This window comes from Janthinobacterium sp. 61 (genome assembly GCF_002846335.1).
Lineage (GTDB): Bacteria > Pseudomonadota > Gammaproteobacteria > Burkholderiales > Burkholderiaceae_D > Janthinobacterium.
Genome location: NZ_PJMQ01000001.1, coordinates 3,216,425 through 3,235,572, shown reverse-complemented (window position 1 = coordinate 3,235,572; position 19,148 = coordinate 3,216,425). Strand labels below are relative to the sequence as shown.

Below are 19,148 nucleotides of genomic sequence, written 5' to 3'. Positions count from 1 at the left end.
CCGCGCCAGCCGCTTTTTTTTCTGAGAAAAATCTAACCGAGACCCCCATGAAAAAACTCCTGATTCCCCTGCTGATGGCCGCCGCCGTCGGCAGCGCCTGCGCCGCAACGCCAGCCGCCGCACCAGCAAGCCCGGCCACGGCGCAACAACTGACGGCCATGAGCGCCCGCTATGCGCCCGTTGAACTGACCGCCGATGTCACACACCTGTCCTTTGGCGACCGCCAGGCCATCGCCAAGCTGGTCGAAGCGGCCAAGCTGGTTGACGTGCTGCAACTGCGCCAGCGCTGGTCCGGCAATGAAGCGCTGTGGGCGGCCTTGAAGAAGGATAAATCAAAGCTGGGCCAGGCGCGCCTGAATTATTTCTGGATCAACAAGGGGCCATGGTCGGTGCTCGACGCGCACGCCTCGTTCATGCCCGCCAGCTATGCGGGCATCGCCATTCCCGCGCACAAGCCGGAAGCGGGTAATTTCTATCCGCAGGGCGCCACCAAGGCCAGCCTGGAAGCGTGGATGAGTGGCTTGTCGGCGGACGACAAGCAGCAGGCGCAATGGTTCTTCACGACGATTCGCGCGGGCAAGGATGGCAAATATCAGACCGTCAAGTATTCGGACGAGTACAAGGTGGAACTCAAGCAGCTGGCCAAGCTGCTCGACGAGGCGGCGGCCGCCACGGACAACGCGTCCCTGAAGAAATTCCTCACCTTGCGCGCCAAGGCTTTCCTCGACAACGACTATCTGCCGTCCGACTTCGCCTGGATGGACCTCGACTCGCCCGTCGACATCACCATCGGCCCGTATGAAACGTATAACGACGAGCTGTTCGGCTACAAGGCGGCCTTCGAAGCCTATGTGAATATCCGCGACCAGGCCGAGACGCAGAAGCTGAACTTCTTCGCCAAGCACATGCAGGAGCTGGAAGACAACCTGCCGCTCGATGCCCAGTACCGCAACCCGAAAGTGGGCGCGCTGGCACCGATGGTGGTGGTCAACCAGGTGTATGGCGCGGGCGACGGCAACATGGCCGTGCAGACAGCCGCCTACAACCTGCCCAACGACGAGCGCATCATCAGCGCGCGCGGTTCCAAGCGTGTGATGTTGAAAAACGTGCAGGAAGCCAAGTTCAAGGCCACCCTGACGCCGATCTCGAAACTGGTGCTGACCGCCGACGCGCAGCAGGACGTCGACTTCAATTCCTTTTTCACGCACATCCTCGCGCATGAAATCATGCACGGCCTGGGCCCGCACGCCACCGTCGTCGACGGCAAGCCATCGACGCCACGCCAGGACTTGAAGGAAGCATATTCGACCATCGAAGAAGCCAAGGCCGACATCACGGGCTTGTTTGCGCTGCGCTACATGATGGACAAGGGGCAGCTGAACGACACCCTGGGCCAGGGCGAGGCGGCCGAGCGCAAGCTGTACAACACTTTTCTCGCCTCCGGTTTCCGCACCCTGCATTTCGGCCTGACGGATTCGCATGCGCGTGGCATGGCCATCCAGATGAATTACATCCTCGACAAGGGCGGTTTTGTTTCCCTGGGCGACGGCAAGTTTGGCGTTGATTTTGGCAAGATCAAACAGGCCGTGATCGACCTGGACCGCGAATTTTTGACTATCGAGGCGACGGGCGACTATGCGCGCGCGCAAGCGTTGATGAGCAAGTACGTGGTGATTCGTCCGGAAGTGCAAGTGGCGCTCGACAAGATGAAAGCCGTGCCGAACGATATCCGTCCGGAATTCGTCACGGCCCGCGCCCTGGATAAAGCGACGAAGAAATAAATCCGCCCTGACGATTGTCAGTGTGAAAAGCCGGTGCTGCTGCACCGGTTTTTTTTCGTCTTTATTTGTGAATAGTTGCCAGTTTTTCCTTGTGGAAATATCTTCACCGCTTACTCTGCAGTGGTTGCATTCCTTTCTTGCCGTTGATCCCATGTTGAAACTGATTTCGCTGTTGAGTTTGCTTAGTGCCGCACCTGCCATGGCGCATGCTCAGCTCACCGATCTGGAAAGCCGCAGGCTGCAGGCTGGCCAGCCCGTCATCGCCTTTGCCCGCGCGCAAGGCTTACCCATCGATATCATCGTGCAGCCCCAGGATGCGCCCGGCGCCGTGCCGTTGGCGCTGGGCTACGAAGCGGGGCGCTGCAAGCTGGTCTTGTCGCTGCGCGGCAATACACAGGCGGACAGTGTCTTGCAGGGCGTGCCAGTTGCGCGCCAAGGCATGATGATGGAAGCGATGACGGCGCATGAAATCGGCCATTGCCAGCGCTATGCCCAGGGTGACTGGCACGCCTTGCCACGCGGTTTTGCCGAGCCGCCCGGCAGGCAGCAGGACAAGCTGACATCGCTGGCGCAGGAGCTGCGCGAGACGCGCCGTGAAGAGGCTTATGCGGACCTGGTGGCCCTGGCCTGGATGCATGGACGCCACCCCGGGCAGTATCAGGAGGTACTGGCCTGGATGCGCGGCGTGCGCGCCGGCGGCGACAGCACGGGCGGTTCGCACGCCACGCAGGCATGGCTGGCGCTGGCGGATGGTGCAGGTGCATTTGATGGGGCCGCTTCATCATTTGAACAGGCGCAAGTATTGTGGCGAAAAGGCTTGAGCGGCGACAAATAAACGGTGAATTTTGTGCAGATGGCTAGTCAGCGTGTGCTGTCGCACGGAGCTTTGCGTCCGGCAGGGGTCTAATCTGGGCATCAACTAACCAGAGAGGAACCATCATGAACAAAATGATCGCACTCATGCTGGCCGCCAGTGCCAGCGCACTGCTTGCCGCCACGCCCGCGTATGCGCAGGATGCCTCGTACAAGAGTTTGACGGACAAGGCATCGGCCGACTACAAGCAGGCCAAGGCCGCTTGCGACAGCCAGAGCGGCAATGCGAAAAAAGTCTGCGTGGAAGAAGCCAGGGTGGCGCGCACCAAGGCCGACTCGGACGCCGTGGCCCAGTACCGCAACACGCCGCGCGAACTGGGCAAGGCCCGCAAGGATGTCGCCAATGCCGAGTATGACCTGGCCAAGGCCAAGTGCGGCGACCGCACGGGCGCCGACAAGACATCGTGCATGAACGATGCCAAGACGGCAAAAACGGCCGCGCTGGCCGACGCCAACACGGGCGCCACGGCTGGCACCAACGTGGCGCAGAATCCGCCTGCCACCATGAAGGAAAACTGTGACGCCATGGATGCGACGGCCAAGGCCGCCTGCATGACGCGCAATGCGGCCAGCAGCACCAAGGTGGCAGTGGAAGACTCTGTCATCACCACCAAGATCAAGGCGGACCTCGTCAAGGACAGTGACTTGAAAGCGCTCGACGTGCACGTGGAAACGGTGAACGGCGTCGTCATGCTCAGCGGCTTCGTGCCTTCCCAGGCGCAAGTGAAAAAAGCCGCCGACCTGGCGCGTGGCGTGGAAGGGGTGACGGATGTGAAGAATGGCTTGAAGGTGAAGTAATGTATGGAGTCAGACCCGCCGGGTCTGACTCCATGTCACAAGCTTGCAGCCAGGACTGGAGCAGCACGCAGCAGTGTCGCGCCAGTTTTTTTTGATTGTATAAATTACTATCATAATATAACATGAGAAAAATGCCGCCAGATGGCAATGATCGGCATCCACTTTTTCTCATGAGGACTGCATGCTTTCCTATCCTTTTTCGCAATGTCTGGCGCGCCGCGGCATGCACTTTGCCTGGGTCATCGTCGCCATCACCTTCCTCACCGCCTTGACCTCGTCTGCCGCGCTGGGCTTGCCGGGGGCGCTGATGCAACCCTTGAGCCGCGAGTTCGGCTGGGATGCCGAGCAGATTTCCTCGGCGCTGGCCGTGCGCTTCGTGCTGTTCGGTCTGATGGGACCGTTTGCCGCCATCCTGATGGAGCGCTTCGGCTTGCGCAATATCATCTGCGTGGCGCTGGGGCTGATCGCGGCTGGCATGCTGCTGGCCACGCGCATGACGCAGTTCTGGCACCTGGTGGCGCTGTGGGGCATCCTGCTGGGGCTGGGCTCGGGCATGACGGCGCTGGTCTTGAGTGCCGTGGTGGCGAACCGCTGGTTCGAGACGCACCGTGGCCTGGTGGTGGGCGTGCTGACGGCCAGCTCAGCCACGGGCCAGTTGCTGTTCCTGCCCGTGGGCGCCTGGCTGATCGAGCACTTCGGCTGGCGCACGGCCGTCATGCCCGTGTTTGCCGCCTGCGCCATCGTCGCCGTGCTGGCCTTCCTGTGCATGCGCAACCGGCCGCAAGACCTTGCCTTGCGGCCCTATGGCGCCGATCCCGACACGCCCCTGGTGGTGGCGCCGGCGGCAGCAATGACGTTTGCCACGCCGTTCCTGATCTTGCGCAGCGTGGCGGCAAACCGCACTTTCTGGATACTCTTCGGCACCTTCTTCATCTGCGGCCTCAGCACCAACGGTCTGATCCAGACGCACTTCATCTCGCTGTGCGGCGATTCGGGCCTGTCCGCCGTGCCGGCCGCCTCCGTGCTGGCCATGATGGGCGCCTTCGACCTGTTCGGCACGATCTTGTCCGGCTGGCTGTCGGACCGCTATGACAACCGCAAATTGCTGTTCTGGTACTACGGCTTGCGGGGCTTGTCCCTGTTCTGGCTGCCGTATTCGGAATTCACCTTGTATGGCCTGTCGCTGTTCGCCATGTTCTACGGCCTGGACTGGATCGCCACCGTGCCGCCGACGGTGAAACTGGTGGGGGCCACGTTTGGCCGGGAGCGCGCGGGCATGGTGTTTGGCTGGATCTTCGCGGGCCACCAGCTGGGCGCCGCCGTGGCCGCCTATGGGGCTGGCCGCATCCGCACCCTGATGCTGACCTACAACCCGGCCCTGTTCGCGGCCGGCGCCGCCTGCCTGCTGGCCGCGCTGCTGGTGCTGGCGATACGACGGCAGACGGCGGCCGTGGCCACAGTCCAGCCCGCATGAAAAAAGCCAGGCCCGCGTGCGCGGAGCCTGGCTCTTCAAGCAGCGTGCAGCAGGATTATTTTAAATACTTCGCCAGCCAGCCCTCGACTTCGCTATAGAAGAAACGGCTGTTCTCGCCCTTCAAGATCCAGTGGTTTTCGTCCGGGAACACCAGCAATTTTGCCGGCACGTTCAGGCGCTGTTGCACTGCAAAGTTCATCAAGGCATTGTTGGCCGGCACGCGGTAGTCGAGCTCGCCCACGGTGATCAGGATCGGTGTCGTGAAACCCGTGCCTTTTTCGTGGTTGCCTGCCTGCATGACGGGGCTTTGATCGCGCCATACGGGCAGGTTCGACCAGACGGGGCCGCCCGCATTGGTTTCACGGCCGAAGCCGCCATCACTGGTGCCCCATTGCATGATCAAGTCCATTTCGCCCGCGTGCGAGACGATGGCCTTGTAGCGCGTGGTGGTCGCTTGCAGCCAGTTGGCCAGGTGGCCGCCATAGCTGGCGCCGCCGGCGGCCAGTTTCGTACTGTCGATGAAGGCATATTTCTTGATGGCTTCATCGACGCCCTGGTTGACTTCATCGCCCGGGCCTTTCAATGGGTCGAATTGAATCGAGCGCGAGAATTCCTCGCCATAGCCGGTGGAACCCTTGTAGTCGGTCAGGAGCACGACATAGCCTGGTTTGGCCAGCAAGTGATAGTTCCAGCGCAGCACGAACTGGTCGCGCCACATGCTGGCCGCGCCGCCATGGATGACGGTAAACAGCGGATATTTCTTGTTCGGGTCAAAGTTGGCCGGCTTGACGAGCATATTGTGGATCTGGCGGCCGTCGGCCGTGGTGAACCAGAAGTGCTCGGGCGCCTGCCAGTCGATTTTACTTGCCTTGTCCGTGCTGAAGGCCGTCAGCCGCTTCGGCTGCTTGCCGTTGAAGGCATAGATTTCCGGCGGGTTGATGCTTGACTCCCACACGCCGACCAGGGCCTTGCCGCCGCTGCTCAGCGAATTGATGCTGCCCGTCGGCAAGGATGGCTCCTCGCGCACGTCACCACCGCTGGCGTCGATCGAGTACAGCTTTTCCAGGCCCGCGTGTTCATAGCTGAAGATGACGCGCTTGCCGCCCTCGGGCAGCACATAGCGCGAAATCGAACGGTCCAGCTTGGCCGTCAGGATGGTCGGTGCAGGGTTGCTCATCGGCCAGGCGAAGCTGGCCAGGCGCTTCACGTCATAGACCTTGCCCGGTGTTTGCGCGTCGCTCAAGGCGAACAGGGTCTTGCCATCGGCAGCGAATTTCAGGGAACCGTAGCTATGTTTGTCCTGCGTCAAACGCTGCGCTTCGCCGCCCGCCAAGGGCAGCAAATACAGTTGTGAGTAGACGGCTTCGCGCTGGGCGGCATCGCGGTTGGTGGCCGCGTTGAAAACGACGGCCTTGCCATCCGGCGTCCAGACGGCGTCCAGCGATTGTCCCTCGTCGCCCTGGCCCCCGCCAAAGCCCGGCAGGGTGACCAGTTGCGTGCCCGACAGGATGTCGCGCGCTGTGTTTTCACCTCGGGCAGCAGCGTTGGCGTCGACGATGAACAGGCGCACCTGCTTGTCGGTCAGCCATTTGTCGAAATAGCGGGGCGCCGTCGTTTCATACGAGCGGGCGCTGACTTTGCGCTCCTTGCGTTCTTTCGCGCTTTGCTTGACGTCGGCTTCCGTCTTGTTGCCTGGATAGATGTCGCTGATGAACAGCAATTGCGTGCCATCCGGGCTCCATTTCGGCATGCGTGCGCCCAAGGTGAGCGAGGTCAGGCGTTGCGCTTCGCCGCCAGCGGCCACGTCGAGGCGGTAGATCTGACCCGCTTCATCGCCATCGCGCTTGGCGACGAACACCAGCTGGCGGCTGTCCGGCGACCAGGCCACGGCGCTTTCGCCGCCTTTGGAAGAGGTCAGGCGGCGCGCTGGGCTGTCGTCTAGCAGCGACTTGATCCACAGGTCCGACCATTGCTCCTTGCTATCGTAGGCGCTGTCGATGACGGAAAACACAGCCCATCGCCCGTCCGGGCTGGCGACAGGGGCACCCACCCGTTTCATCAGCCACACGTCTTCGTGCGTGATGGCATGTTTGACTTGCGTTTGCGTGGTGGCAACGGGTATAGCCGTCGTGGTATCGGCGGCGTGGACGGTCATTGCCAGCGAGGCGCAGGCTGCTGCGATCAGCAGGGAGCCGAGGGAACGGCGAAGACGGGGTAAGGTCATGGGCGTGGTCCGGGAAGTGAAAAAAGTATAGCGGGCAACATTATTGCCCATGGCTTCCTGCCCTGCCAAGGCTGAGTACCGTTACTTACCAGGCGCGATGGGCGTGTATCGGGCGGGCGCAGCTTGGCTGATCAGTTAAACTTGCCGCTTTACTCACGCTGGCGCTGCTTGAACATGAAAACTTGTCTATCCTTATTGAAAACGCTATTGCTGGGTGCCGGCACGCTGCTCGCCAGCCCGGGTTTTGCCGCTGCCGCCGCACCGTACCCGAATACCAGCGCCATGGGCGTGGGCCAGGCGGAAAGCACGGCCTGGTATGCGGGCTGCCTGAAGGTCAAGGATGCGGCGCCGCCGCCTGCCGACCTGCCGGCGCCGTCCGCCGTGGCTGCTTTGCAGCAGTGCCAGGCAACAGACCTGTATTACGATACCAAGAGTATTTCCTCGCCCAAGCCGGCCGACTGGCGTCCCGTGCGTCATTGCGCGATGGCAACGCAGAACAGCGCCGTCTTGATGATGCTGTACCAGAATGGACAGGGCGTGCAGAAAGACCCGTTGCTGGCGCTGAAGTATGCGTGCAGCATCGATGCTGCGCCCGCCGAGATGCGGGGGCGCATCGAACACTTGCAGCAGATCAATGCCAGCGGGCGCGGCATGATCGACTTGTGCGACGACATCACCAGCGGCTACATGATGGGCGTGTGCAGCGCCATCGATGCGCGGCAAAAGCAGCGCGTGCGCGCGCAGGCAACAGACAAAGTCAGTGCGGGCATGCCGGCAGTGGCGCAAGCATCACTGCAAAAGCTGCAGACGGCAACAAGCAAGTTTGCCGATGCGCGCGCCGCTAATGAAACGGATTTGAGCGGCACGGCGCGCGCCGCCCTGAGCATCGCCGCCCGCACGGCAGAGCTCGACCAGCTGGCGCACGATTTGCGCGAGTACGAAGCGGCCAAGCTGCCGCCAAGCATGTCCAGGGAGCAGGCGGCGGCGCTCGACAAGGAACTCAACGCCATCTACGGCAAGCTCATGAAAAAGCCGGCGGAAACCTATGCGGGCGCCGTGGGCAAGGATGGCATCCGCGCCACTCAGCGCCTGTGGCTGGCTTACCGCGATGCCTGGATGAATTTCGGCGCCGTGCGCTATCCGTCCGTGACGAGCGAGACCTGGGCCGGCCTGCTGACGGTGCGGCGCAATGCCCAGTTACAAGATTTGCTGGAGAATTGAAGCATGCGCGAAGCGTATTATCACGAAGACGATTTTTGCATGATCGAACTGCTGCCGCTGGATAATTTACAGCACTGTTTGACGCAGATGGGCGAACAGCAGGCGTTCGCCGACGCGCACCGCAGTGGCGCCGGCTGGACGGCCATGTACGTGCCCGAGGCGCCGCCGTCGCAGGTGCGCGTACTGGGCCTCACGGCCGACCAGTTGCGCCTGGCGCTGGCGGATGCCTTGCCACCGTATGACGCCGTCTACACGGGCTACAGCAGTTACCGGGTGGAATGCAAGAACGTGCTGGCCTTTGGCGGCGACAAGACGGAGACCTTGTTTGCCGGCCTGGATGACAAGGGCATCGTGTGCGACCTGTGGTGCAGCGATGGCATGCCTGAGCTGTTGCTGCTGCCCGTGAAAGAACAGTTGCTGCTTGCCGACTGGGGCGCGGGTTTTGTCTGTCCGCTGGCTGATGGCGACTTGTTCGCGCGCTATCTGCAGGAATACGAACTCGATTAATACTATTCGCAGGCGATGGCGTTCGGTTGCGCCACCTTGATGACCGATGCCAGGCGCGCCATGTCGTTGCCGTCGCCCTGTTCCACATACGGTTGATACGTATCAATGACGATGCGCGCACGCGCTTGCCAGCCGCAATTGTCGGCCTGGCGCGCGGGTACGCGCAGCTGGCGGCGCGCTTCGGCATCGTTGCTGAAACAAAACCATGCAGCGTGCGAAGCCGCCGGCCGGGGCAATCGGCCCCATTGCGCCTTGTCGGGCGCGAAGCAGACGCGGTTGCCGATGATTTCCAGGCTCATTTCGTCCGTGCGCGCGCTGTACTGGCCGTCGAGCACAATGGGCGGCTGTGCGTGCGCAGGCAGGCAGGCGGTGACCAGGAGGAGGGCGGCGGCGGCAAGTTTCATGCGTTTCTTTCAGGGCTGGCAAGACGAAGAGCCAGTATAACCCTGGGGGGCTGAAACGAAAAAAGCCCATCCGTGAGGATGGGCTTTTTAGTACTGCGCATTCGTGGTAGGCCGTGCGGGATTCGAACCTGCGACCAACGGATTAAAAGTCCGCTGCTCTACCAGCTGAGCTAACGACCCGAAAGAGGCCGCATTATATATCAGTTGAAAAAGAATGCAAAGCATTCCTGTTAGAAAGTGCTGACCTGCTAAGGCAGGGCTGCCGTGAGCTTCAGCACTTCGTCGATGCTGGTCGTACCATCGATGATCTTGCGCGCGCCGGCGATGCGCAGCGGCGTCATGCCGTCGAGGATGCTCTGGCGGCGCAAGGCATGCAGGTCGGCGCCCGCCTTGACCAGCTGGCCGAATGTTTCCGTCACGCTCAGCAGCTCATAAATGCCGGCGCGCCCCAGGTAGCCGCTGTGCCGGCACTGGGCGCAGCCGACGGGGCGGTACATGGCGTCGGGCCGTTCCAGCTGGCCGCCCGTCAGTCGCTGCCATGGCGCGGCGCCCGGGGCGGCATCGAGCTGCTTGCAGTCCGGGCACAGGCAGCGCAGCAGCCGCTGCGCCAGCACGCCGGCCAGGCACGCTTCCAGCAGGTAGGCGGGCAAGCCCAGTTCCAGCAGGCGCATGACCGCCGAGGGAGCGTCGTTGGTGTGCAGTGTCGACAGCACCAAATGGCCCGTCAGCGCCGCCTGCATGGCCATCTCGGCCGTGGCCAGGTCGCGGATTTCTCCCACCATGATGATGTCGGGGTCTTGCCGCAACAGCGCCCGTACGCCATCGGCAAACGACAGTTCAATGCCAGCCTGGGTTTGCACCTGCATCTGGTTGAAGGCCGGTTCCACCATTTCGATGGGGTCTTCCACCGTGCACACATTGACTTCGCTACTGGCCAGCGCCTTCAAGGTACTGTACAGGGTGCTGGTCTTGCCCGATCCGGTGGGACCCGTGACCAGCACGATGCCGTGCGTGCGTGCCGTCAGCTGGCGCCAGCGTTCGGCATCTGCAGGCGGAAAGCCCAGGTCAAACAGGCTCTTGACGGCCACTTCCGGGTCGAAGATGCGCATGACGAGCTTTTCGCCGAAGGCCGTGGGCAAGGTGGACAGGCGCAGCTCGATTTCCTGGCCCTGCGCATTGCGCGTCTTGATGCGGCCGTCCTGGGGGCGGCGCTTTTCCACCACGTCCATGCGCCCCAGCAACTTGATGCGCGCCGTCATGGCCAGCAATACCACGGGCGGCAACTGGTAGGCCTGGTAAAGCCGGCCATCGATGCGCAGGCGCACGAAGCCAGCGTCGCGTTTCGGTTCCAAATGGATGTCGGAGGCGCGCTGGGCAAACGCGTATTGCCACAGCCAGTCGACGATGCGCACCACGTGCTGGTCGTTGGCGTCGAGGCTGGTCTTGTTGCGTCCCAGCTCCACCAGTTGCTCGACATTCTGGCGCAGCGCCAGGTCTTGCGTGGACGCTTGCCGGGCGACCTTGACAGAACTGGCCAGACTGAAAAATTGCGCGATGGCATCGGCAATGTGCAGCGGGTTGGCAATGACGAGGCTCAGCTTGCGGGGCGCCAGCTTTCCCAGCTGCGCCTGCCAGGCGAGCGCGTAGGGCTGGGCCGTGGCGATGACGATGCGCTCCGGCGTGCTTTCCACGGGCAGGATGTTGAAGCGGGCCGCATAGCTGGCCGTCATGACATCGGCCACCTGGCTGAAATCGATGTGCAAGGGATCGATGCGCATGTACGGCAGGCTGGCCCGCCGCGCCAGCCATGCGCACAGGATATCGAGCGTCAGCGCGCCATGCGCGATGCTGCACAGCGGATGCAAGGCAGGCGTCGGCAGCTGGGCGGCCTGGGCGTCGATGGCGGCCGCTTGCGCCGCGTCGAGCAAGCCGTCGTGCTGCAGCCAGGCCAGAAGTTGCGTCAGTTCCAGCGGCGCAGCCGGAGGAGGGAGAAGAGGAGCGGAGTCTGGCATGGCCGGCGCCTTTCCAGGCTGCCGGCCTTGCCGGCGGTTACAGGGTGCTGACGATGCCCTTGACCCAGGTCTTGGCGGGCAGCTTGGTCTCGGCGACGATCTGCTTGGCGCGTTCCAGCAGGGCCGCTTGCGCTTCCGCATCGAGCGCCACTTTCGTCTTGAACGCGATCGCGACCACGTTCCCATCATGGACTTCCGGCAGGCAGATCACCTGTGCAAACGCAAACTTCATCGCCTTGATGTTCTTCGCGTAGCTGGGGTGGTCGCCAAACAGGTTCACCGTCATGATGCCGTGCGGCGCCAGACAGGCGCAGCAGGCGGCATAGAAATCGGCGCTGTCGAGCACGGGACCGCGCGCCGTGGCGTCATACAGGTCCACTTGCAGGGCGTCCAGGGTGCCGTGGTTGGCGTCGTCGTTGACGTAGTCGAGCGCATCCATCTCGCGCACGTGCAGGCGCTCGTCGTTGGGCGGCAGCTTGAACATCGAGGCGCAGATGGTGATGACGGACGGGTTCAGTTCGATGGCTTCGACTTGCGCCTGCGGGAACTGGCGGTAGCAGAACTTGGTCAGCGCGGCCGTGCCCAGGCCCAACTGAGCCAGGCGCTGAGGTTGTTCGATCCACAGCATCCACGCCATCATCTGTTGCGCGTATTCGAGCTCAGGCCAGTCCGGTTTGCGGATGCGCATGGCGCCCTGCACCCATTCCGTGCCGAAATGCAGATAGCGCACGCCATCCATTTCGGACAGGGTGACAGGGGCATAGCGGGGCTTGCGCGCGGGGCGCGAGGATTCGACTTGTTCGATGGATTTTCGTTTGATAAGCATAAGGCGGCCTGAAAGTGTGCCGCATTATAGCCCGTGCCGAGGCGCCATAAAAAATGCCAGCCGCTGGGGCTGGCATGGTACAGGCCGGTTATCGCGCTTACTGTTGTGCTGGCTCGATCGAGACACGCAGACGAACTCTTTCGCCCGGATCATAGGACATGATGCTCGTGTAGTTGCGGCCGCGGTAGTCGTAAGTAACCTGATAGCCATTGTTGCGCGATTCCCAATGGTCGACCTGGCGGCATTGCTTGACGGCTTGTTCCTGCATGCCGCCCTGGTAGTTGTTCTGGTTGTCGACACGGTCGCCGACGACGGCGCCGGCAATCGCGCCAGCCGCCGCGGCGGCCGTGCGGCCATTGCCGCCACCGACCTGGCTACCGAGCAGGGCACCGGCGATACCGCCGACGATGGAGCCGCCAGCGCTGCGCTGTTGCGGCGGCGCCTGCACTTGCACGTATTCCGTACGGCATTCCTGGCGTGGACGATTGATCTGTTCCACTTGCGGCACAACGCGCACGACTTTGCCGAAATCTTCAAAGTCGGCAGCCTGAGCGAGTGGCAATGCGCCGAGACAAAGGGCTGACATCATCAATTTGGCTTGCAAGTTCATTTGTAACCTCATTATGTAGAGAATCTTTCAGGGTATTTTTTACAACTTGGGACTATAGTAATCCCGCCAGCAAGAGGCAAGTGTTTCGCATGGCAACAAAATGTAACAGCCCAAGCCCCTTGCCCCACAGTCTGTAACATGCACTTTCAATCGATACATGATGTTGAATGACTTGAAACTAGCGGTTTGTAACAAATCTTGCGTTTGACATCATATTCGGGTTGATTCATACAGGACAACACGTTACCCTAATACGCGTATGGCTTATATAAAATCGCACTGAATCGCATAAAAGTTGATACAGATCGAATCACCGCGTGCGCATTGACCCGCGTGCGGGGATGCAATAAGAAGAGCAGATAGAACAAATCCATACATAACAGGTCGATTTGAGGGAAAAATGAGTTTGTTACTAACCGTGCCGCCCAACCTTGTCCAGTCCATCCGTGCCTTTCGCGTGACCGAGTTACAAGACGAGGCGATCCGTCTCGGGCAGCACTTTTTATATGCGCATTGCCACGCTGGACAGACCAAACAACAAGTCATCGGCATTATTGCAGAAGCATTCCTGTTCCCGAAGAACCTGGCGAAGAATTTCGATGCCCTGCGTCTGTGCCTGACGGATACCATGCACAAGGCCGGCACGCAAACGGGCTTCCTGGTGGTGCTGGAGCAATTGCCAAATACGCAAAAATTTGACAAGGAAGCGCGCGAGATCCTGCTCGACGTGTTCCGCGACGCGGCCGACTACTGGGCCGAGAAGAAAGTGCCGTTCCGCGTCTTCTATTCGTTCGAGTAAATACTTACTCTTGCCGCGGCGCCGTAAAACCGGGCTCTCGTGCAAATGGTAATCGGCATTGCGGGGCGGCTGCGGCGCGTCGGCGCTCATGTTGCGCCGCAACAATAATACCGGCCTTTCTAGATTCGCATCGCCATAGCGGGTACAATGCGCGCTATGAAAAATATCGTTATCCTCATTTCCGGACGCGGCAGCAACATGGAAGCGGTCGTACGCGCGGCGCAAGCCGAGCAATGGCCAGCCCGTATTGCCGCCGTCATCAGTAACCGGGCCGACGCCCAGGGATTGGTTTTTGCCGCGGAACATGGGATAGCGACGGCAGTCGTTGCCAACAAGGATTATGCCAGCCGCGAGCAGTTTGATGCGGCGCTGCAAGCCGTGATCGACGGCTTCGCCCCCGACCTGGTCGTGCTGGCCGGTTTCATGCGCATCCTGACGCCGCCTTTCGTCGACCATTACGCGGGGCGCATGCTCAATATCCACCCGTCGCTGCTGCCGCTGTTCCCGGGCATGGCGACGCACCGCCAGGCGCTCGAGGCGGGTGTGACGGAACACGGCGCGACCGTGCATTTCGTGACTGCCGAGCTCGATCATGGCCCGGCCGTGGCGAGTGCGGTGGTGCCAGTCTTGCCAGGCGACACAGAAGACAGCTTATCGGCGCGCGTGCTGGTACAGGAACATCTGCTTTACCCGCGCGCCATCCGCCTGTTCATTGACGATAAACTGTCAGTCGAGCATGGCCAGGTCCGCGTGGACCCTCAATAAAATATTACAGGAAGAATAACAATGAGATTGCCACCAGCGATACTTGCCAATGCTGAAGAAGTATTGCGCGAAATTTTACGTTTCACGGCCCCGGCCGACACGACCCTGTCGCGCTATTTCCGCGACCATCCGCGCCTCGGTTCGCGCGAACGCGGCGCCATCGCCGAAGGCATTTATGCCGTACTGCGCAACAAATCGTTCTTTACCGATTTCGCCGAAGCGGGCAGTGGCCCCACCATGCGTCGTTTGACCATCCTCGGCCTGGCCGAAGCCGTCGGCGCCGATTCGCTGGGCGGCTTGACGGAAGAAGAAGTGGAATGGCTGGAGCGCATCACACAGATCGACCGCAGCCTGATGCCGTCGAACATGCGCGCCAACATGCCGACCTGGCTGTTCGACAAGCTGATCGCCCAGTTCGGCGAAGCGGAAACCATGAAGCTGGCCGATGCGCTGAACGCGCCGGCGCCGCTGGACTTGCGCGTCAATTCGCTCAAGGCGACGCGCGAAGACGTGATGCTGGCTCTGGCCGAAGCACCTATCCTCAGCACCCCGACGCCCTATGCGCCGCTGGGCTTGCGCGTGATCAAGAAGCCTTCGCTGCAAAACATGCCTTTGTTCCAGAGCGGCGCCATCGAAGTGCAAGATGAAGGCAGCCAGATCCTGTCGCAAATCGTCGGCGCCAAGCGTGGCGAGATGGTGGTTGATTTCTGTGCCGGCGCGGGCGGCAAGACCCTGGCACTGGGCGCGCTGATGCGCAACACGGGCCGTTTGTATGCGTTCGACGTGTCGGAAAAGCGTCTGGCCAAGCTGAAGCCGCGCATGGCCCGCAGCGGCCTGTCGAACGTGCATCCGGTGCAGATCGCGCATGAGCGCGATGCCAAGATCAAGCGCCTGGCCGGCAAGATCGACCGCGTGCTGGTCGATGCCCCGTGCAGCGGCCTGGGCACCCTGCGCCGCAATCCGGACGTGAAATGGCGCCAGCAACCGAACTCCATCGTCGAACTGCAAGCCAAGCAGGCAGCCATCCTGGCCGGCGCGGCGCGCCTGGTCAAGGGCGGCGGCCGCCTGGTGTACGCCACCTGCAGCTTCCTGAACGAAGAAAACGATTTTATCGCCGAGCAATTCCTGGCGGCCCATCCGGACTTCACGCTCGTGCCGATGAGCAAGGTGCTGGCTGAACAGAAGATCGACCTGGAAATGGGTGACTACCTGAAATTGCTGCCGCATCTGCACCAGACCGACGGCTTCTTCGCCGCCGTGTTCGAGCGCAAGGTCATGCCGAAAAAAGTCTACGCCGATGAAAAACCGGCCGACGACGTTGACGCTGAACAAGCCGAGTAAGCCTGTCACGGGCCGCCGCTGCACCCTGCAGTGGCGGCTTTCAATGCCGCCAGCCCGCCTGGCTGCATGGGTGCGATGCCCATCCGTACCACTTCTGTCCCACCTTCCAGACCCCATCTGCCATGAACGAAACCCCGCTGCTCAACCTGATCACCGATTTTGTCAATGATTTCCGCCAACCGGCCATCCTGTGGCAGGCGCTGGTCATTGTTGCCTGCCTGGCCCTGAGCTGGCTGCTGGTGCGGCAGTTGCGCGTCTTCCTGCATCAGCGGGCGGAAGCGGCTGCTGTCCCGGCCACGCCGGAAACCTTGCAGCGCACGGATAGTTTCATCCGTATCCTGACGCCCGTGCTGGCGGCCATGCTGCTGGGCATTGCGCAACATTTCCTGGTCAAGTTCCAGTCGGTGAACCTGCTCAGCATTGCCATCCCCCTGTGCACCTCGATGGCGCTGGTGCGCTTCGGTTTTTATGTGCTGCGCCGCATTTTTGCCCGCCATGGCGATATCAGCCCCACCATGTTGTTGCTGGAAAAGATTTTCACGGTGGTGGTGTGGGCCGGCATGGCCCTGTATATCACGGGCCTGTGGCCGGATTTGCATGCATTCCTGGAGGGCATCGTCGTACCGCTTGGGCGCAACAAGGTGTCAGTGGCTGCCATCTTGCAAGCCGCTATTTCCGTGGCCGTGCTGCTGGTGCTGGCCATGTGGGCCGGTACCTCGCTCGATGAACGCCTGATGAAAATGCAGGGCTTGCACACCTCCTTGCGCGTGGTGCTGTCGCGCATGGGTCGCGCCGTGCTGATCCTCGTTTCCGTGCTGGTCAGCCTGTCGCTGGTGGGTATCGACCTGACGGTGCTGTCCGTGTTTGGCGGCGCCTTTGGCGTGGCGCTGGGCTTTGGCTTGCAAAAGATCGCCGCGAACTTCGTCTCCGGCTTCATCATCCTGCTCGACCGCAGCCTGACCATTGGCGACATGATCACCGTCGGCCAATTTACGGGAAAGGTGACGCAGATCAATACGCGCTATACTGTGTTATTGGGTGGCGATGGCGTTGAATCCATCGTACCGAATGAAATGCTGATTTCCGGCGGGGTGCAGAACATGTCGTTGAGCAACCGCATGGTCTGGCTGTCGACGGCCGTGTCAGTAGGCTATGAAACGGATCTCGATGTCATCTTCCCCTTGCTGGAAGCGGCGACGGCCAAGGTGCCGCGTGTGTCGCAAAGCAATCCGCCATCGGCCACCCTCGTGCGTTTCGGCGCCGACGGCCTTGACGTGCAGATCGGCTTCTGGATCGCGGACCCGGAAAACGGCACCGGCGGCGTGAAGTCGAATGTGAACCGCGCCATCTGGCGCACCTTGCAGGAACATAAGGTCACTGTACCGTTTCCGCAACGCGAATTGCGTATTGTTGGCACGCCTCCTGCCCCGCTCGCGGGCGCGGCAGAGGGTGAGTCCCCGCCGTCCGGCACCCAGCCTTAACCTCGCTGCCTGCCTCCGATTTTGCCTGATAGCACCCATTAGGGCGTACAATTACGCCTAAAATTAACTCGGCCGGACCTCCAGAGTCACTGGAGCGACCGTGCGCATGCCTGTCCACTTGGAGTAGTAGTAATGACATTGAGTTCCGTTTTACACGACGTTTTGCAGTTCATGGCAACTGGCGTTACCGATCTGTCCGCATGGCAAGTTTTCCTGTACACCATGGTGGTCACGCATATCACGATCGCCAGCGTCACGATTTACCTGCATCGCCACCAGGCCCACCGGGCGCTGGAATTGCACGCCATCCCCAGCCATTTCTTCCGTTTCTGGCTGTGGCTGACGACGGGCCAGGTCACCAAGGAATGGGCTGCCATCCACCGCAAACACCATGCCAAGTGCGATACGGAAGAAGATCCGCACAGCCCTGTGACGCGCGGCATCAAGAAAGTGTTCTGGGAAGGCGCCGAGCTGTACCGCGCCGAATCGAAGAACATGGAAACCATGGCCAAGTACGGCCACGGCACGCCGACTGACTGGATCGAACGCAATCTGTACACCAAATACAGCTGGCTGGGCGTGGTGTCGCTGTTCGTCATCAATTTCGTGTTGTTCGGCGTGATCGGCATTTCCGTGTGGGCCGTGCAAATGATGTGGATCCCGATTACGGCAGCCGGCATCATCAATGGCATCGGCCACTACTGGGGCTACCGCAACTACGATTGCGCCGACGCGGCCACCAACATCATTCCCTTCGGCATCCTGATCGGTGGTGAAGAGTTGCATAACAACCACCATACGTATGCGACGTCGGCCAAGCTGTCGTCGAAATGGTATGAAATCGATATTGGCTGGGCATATATCCGCGCGCTGGAAATGCTGGGCCTGGCCAAGGTGAAAAAGCTGGCGCCGGAACCGAAGTTCTCGCACGGCAAGCTGGAAGCGGATTTCGAGACCTTGCAATCGGTCATCGCCAACCGCTACGACGTGATGGCCAAGTACGCCAAATCGATCAAGCATGCCTGGAAAGAGGAGCTCGAGCACCTGAAGCACAAGGCTGAACTGGAAAAGCGCTTCCTGAAATCGTCGCGCAAGCTGATGCAGCGCGAACCGGGCAAACTGGCCGATGCGCATCACGAGCAGTTGTCGGAACTGTTCCAGCACAGCAAGGCGCTGGAAACCATGCACCACATGCGCGTGGAACTGGGCGCCATCTGGGAGCGTTCGCACTTTACGCGCGAACAGTTGCTGCAGAAGCTGCAAGACTGGTGCACGCGCGCCGAAGCGTCGGGCATCAAGTCGCTACAAGATTTTTCCTTGCGCCTGCGTAGCTACGCATAATCAAGACTGCGCCATATCAAGGCCCTGGATTTCAGGGCCTTTTTTTCGTCCCGGCAAAAGGGAAGGGCAGCCGGCTGAAAATCAGGGCGAAAAAAAACCGCTCATTGGAGCGGCTCTTTTTACAGAACACAATATCAATTACTTGATTTTGGTTTCTTTGTACGTTACGTGCTTGCGTGCTTTAGGATCAAATTTCATGATCTCCATTTTCGCAGGCGTCGTACGCTTGTTTTTGGTAGTCGTGTAGAAGTGACCCGTACCGGCGGTCGATTCTAACTTGATTTTGTCGCGGCCTGATTTTGCCATGATAGCTCCCTTATTCTGCTAATTAGACTTTTTCGCCACGAGCGCGCATATCGACCAATACGGCGTCGATGCCGACTTTATCGATGACGCGCAGACCGGCGTTGGACAAACGCAGGGAGACCCAGCGGTTTTCAGATTCAACAAAAATACGACGATTCTGCAAGTTAGGCAAAAAACGACGTTTGGTTTTGTTGTTTGCATGGGAAACATTGTTGCCGACCATCGGCTTCTTCCCAGTGACTTGGCAAACACGTGCCATGGCGCACTCCTTAAAGATATTCCAAATTGGAAAAACGAGAGTATATCTAAAATAAGCAGATTTATCAATGACTTGCGAAAAACAATTGTGTCATGTTGTTGTGAATTAATTTAACAATTTGACTTT

General features: G+C 60.6%; 18 protein-coding genes and 1 tRNA gene. 11 read left to right on the top strand and 8 right to left on the bottom strand.

Going from position 1 to position 19,148, the window contains the following annotated elements; translation table 11 throughout:
- Window positions 1-47 precede the first annotated feature (47 nt).
- The 4 genes from CLU92_RS14835 (at window position 48) to CLU92_RS14820 (ending at window position 4,926) form a co-directional block, all read left to right on the top strand.
- Window positions 48-1,781, top strand: coding sequence for a hypothetical protein (locus CLU92_RS14835; protein ID WP_101482498.1), 1,734 nt, complete (start codon window positions 48-50; stop codon window positions 1,779-1,781).
- 151 nt (window positions 1,782-1,932) lie between these two features.
- Window positions 1,933-2,616: a hypothetical protein gene (locus CLU92_RS14830; RefSeq protein ID WP_101482497.1), complete on the top strand. Its 684-nt coding sequence runs from the start codon at window positions 1,933-1,935 to the stop codon at window positions 2,614-2,616.
- A 104-nt stretch (window positions 2,617-2,720) separates the two neighbouring features.
- The gene (locus CLU92_RS14825; protein ID WP_101482496.1) at window positions 2,721-3,452 is read left to right on the top strand and encodes a BON domain-containing protein; all 732 of its coding nucleotides are present in this window, start codon (window positions 2,721-2,723) and stop codon (window positions 3,450-3,452) included.
- Between the two features lie 181 nt (window positions 3,453-3,633).
- Window positions 3,634-4,926 (top strand): MFS transporter, encoded by a 1,293-nt coding sequence (locus CLU92_RS14820; protein ID WP_101482495.1) that lies wholly within the window; start codon window positions 3,634-3,636, stop codon window positions 4,924-4,926.
- Between the two features lie 55 nt (window positions 4,927-4,981).
- Here CLU92_RS14820 and CLU92_RS14815 read toward each other — a convergent pair whose 3' ends face one another.
- The gene (locus CLU92_RS14815; RefSeq protein WP_101484698.1) at window positions 4,982-7,150 is read right to left on the bottom strand and encodes a S9 family peptidase; all 2,169 of its coding nucleotides are present in this window, start codon (window positions 7,148-7,150) and stop codon (window positions 4,982-4,984) included.
- 174 nt (window positions 7,151-7,324) lie between these two features.
- On the opposite strand from CLU92_RS14815, the gene CLU92_RS28020 reads away from it, so the two are divergent.
- Complete coding sequence (locus CLU92_RS28020) at window positions 7,325-8,371, top strand: lysozyme inhibitor LprI family protein (RefSeq protein ID WP_101482494.1); 1,047 nt, start codon at window positions 7,325-7,327, stop codon at window positions 8,369-8,371.
- 3 nt (window positions 8,372-8,374) lie between these two features.
- Window positions 8,375-8,878 carry a hypothetical protein gene (locus CLU92_RS14805; protein ID WP_101482493.1) on the top strand — a complete coding sequence of 168 codons (504 nt, stop codon included), beginning with the start codon at window positions 8,375-8,377 and terminating at the stop codon, window positions 8,876-8,878.
- A gap of 2 nt (window positions 8,879-8,880) precedes the next feature.
- Here CLU92_RS14805 and CLU92_RS14800 read toward each other — a convergent pair whose 3' ends face one another.
- The 5 genes from CLU92_RS14800 to CLU92_RS14780 all read right to left on the bottom strand — a co-directional run bounded on the left by CLU92_RS14800 (window position 8,881) and on the right by CLU92_RS14780 (window position 12,730).
- Window positions 8,881-9,282, bottom strand: a complete 402-nt coding sequence (locus CLU92_RS14800; RefSeq protein ID WP_101482492.1) for a hypothetical protein — start codon at window positions 9,280-9,282, stop codon at window positions 8,881-8,883.
- 104 nt (window positions 9,283-9,386) lie between these two features.
- Window positions 9,387-9,462: transfer RNA gene (locus CLU92_RS14795), tRNA-Lys, on the bottom strand.
- Between the two features lie 68 nt (window positions 9,463-9,530).
- On the bottom strand, window positions 9,531-11,294 hold the full coding sequence (locus CLU92_RS14790; RefSeq protein ID WP_101482491.1) for a GspE/PulE family protein: 1,764 nt from the start codon (window positions 11,292-11,294) through the stop codon (window positions 9,531-9,533).
- A 37-nt stretch (window positions 11,295-11,331) separates the two neighbouring features.
- Window positions 11,332-12,120 carry a spermidine synthase gene (locus CLU92_RS14785; protein ID WP_101482490.1) on the bottom strand — a complete coding sequence of 263 codons (789 nt, stop codon included), beginning with the start codon at window positions 12,118-12,120 and terminating at the stop codon, window positions 11,332-11,334.
- 97 nt (window positions 12,121-12,217) lie between these two features.
- The gene (locus tag CLU92_RS14780; protein WP_101482489.1) at window positions 12,218-12,730 is read right to left on the bottom strand and encodes a glycine zipper 2TM domain-containing protein; all 513 of its coding nucleotides are present in this window, start codon (window positions 12,728-12,730) and stop codon (window positions 12,218-12,220) included.
- A 400-nt stretch (window positions 12,731-13,130) separates the two neighbouring features.
- On the opposite strand from CLU92_RS14780, the gene CLU92_RS14775 reads away from it, so the two are divergent.
- The 5 genes from CLU92_RS14775 (at window position 13,131) to CLU92_RS14755 (ending at window position 18,457) form a co-directional block, all read left to right on the top strand.
- On the top strand, window positions 13,131-13,529 hold the full coding sequence (locus CLU92_RS14775; RefSeq protein WP_101482488.1) for a barstar family protein: 399 nt from the start codon (window positions 13,131-13,133) through the stop codon (window positions 13,527-13,529).
- A 156-nt stretch (window positions 13,530-13,685) separates the two neighbouring features.
- Window positions 13,686-14,294 carry a phosphoribosylglycinamide formyltransferase gene (gene purN, locus CLU92_RS14770; protein ID WP_101482487.1) on the top strand — a complete coding sequence of 203 codons (609 nt, stop codon included), beginning with the start codon at window positions 13,686-13,688 and terminating at the stop codon, window positions 14,292-14,294.
- A 21-nt stretch (window positions 14,295-14,315) separates the two neighbouring features.
- Window positions 14,316-15,635, top strand: a complete 1,320-nt coding sequence (locus CLU92_RS14765) for an RsmB/NOP family class I SAM-dependent RNA methyltransferase (protein ID WP_101482486.1) — start codon at window positions 14,316-14,318, stop codon at window positions 15,633-15,635.
- Window positions 15,636-15,757: 122 nt separating this feature from the next.
- Window positions 15,758-17,116, top strand: a complete 1,359-nt coding sequence (locus CLU92_RS14760) for a mechanosensitive ion channel family protein (RefSeq protein WP_101482485.1) — start codon at window positions 15,758-15,760, stop codon at window positions 17,114-17,116.
- 132 nt (window positions 17,117-17,248) lie between these two features.
- The gene (locus CLU92_RS14755) at window positions 17,249-18,457 is read left to right on the top strand and encodes a fatty acid desaturase (RefSeq protein WP_101482484.1); all 1,209 of its coding nucleotides are present in this window, start codon (window positions 17,249-17,251) and stop codon (window positions 18,455-18,457) included.
- A gap of 138 nt (window positions 18,458-18,595) precedes the next feature.
- On the opposite strand, the gene rpmG is transcribed toward CLU92_RS14755, so the two are convergent.
- Together rpmG and rpmB are read right to left on the bottom strand one after the other, a co-directional pair.
- Window positions 18,596-18,763: a 50S ribosomal protein L33 gene (gene rpmG / locus CLU92_RS14750; RefSeq protein WP_010400929.1), complete on the bottom strand. Its 168-nt coding sequence runs from the start codon at window positions 18,761-18,763 to the stop codon at window positions 18,596-18,598.
- Between the two features lie 22 nt (window positions 18,764-18,785).
- Window positions 18,786-19,022: a 50S ribosomal protein L28 gene (gene rpmB, locus CLU92_RS14745; protein ID WP_010400928.1), complete on the bottom strand. Its 237-nt coding sequence runs from the start codon at window positions 19,020-19,022 to the stop codon at window positions 18,786-18,788.
- Window positions 19,023-19,148: the final 126 nt, after the last annotated feature.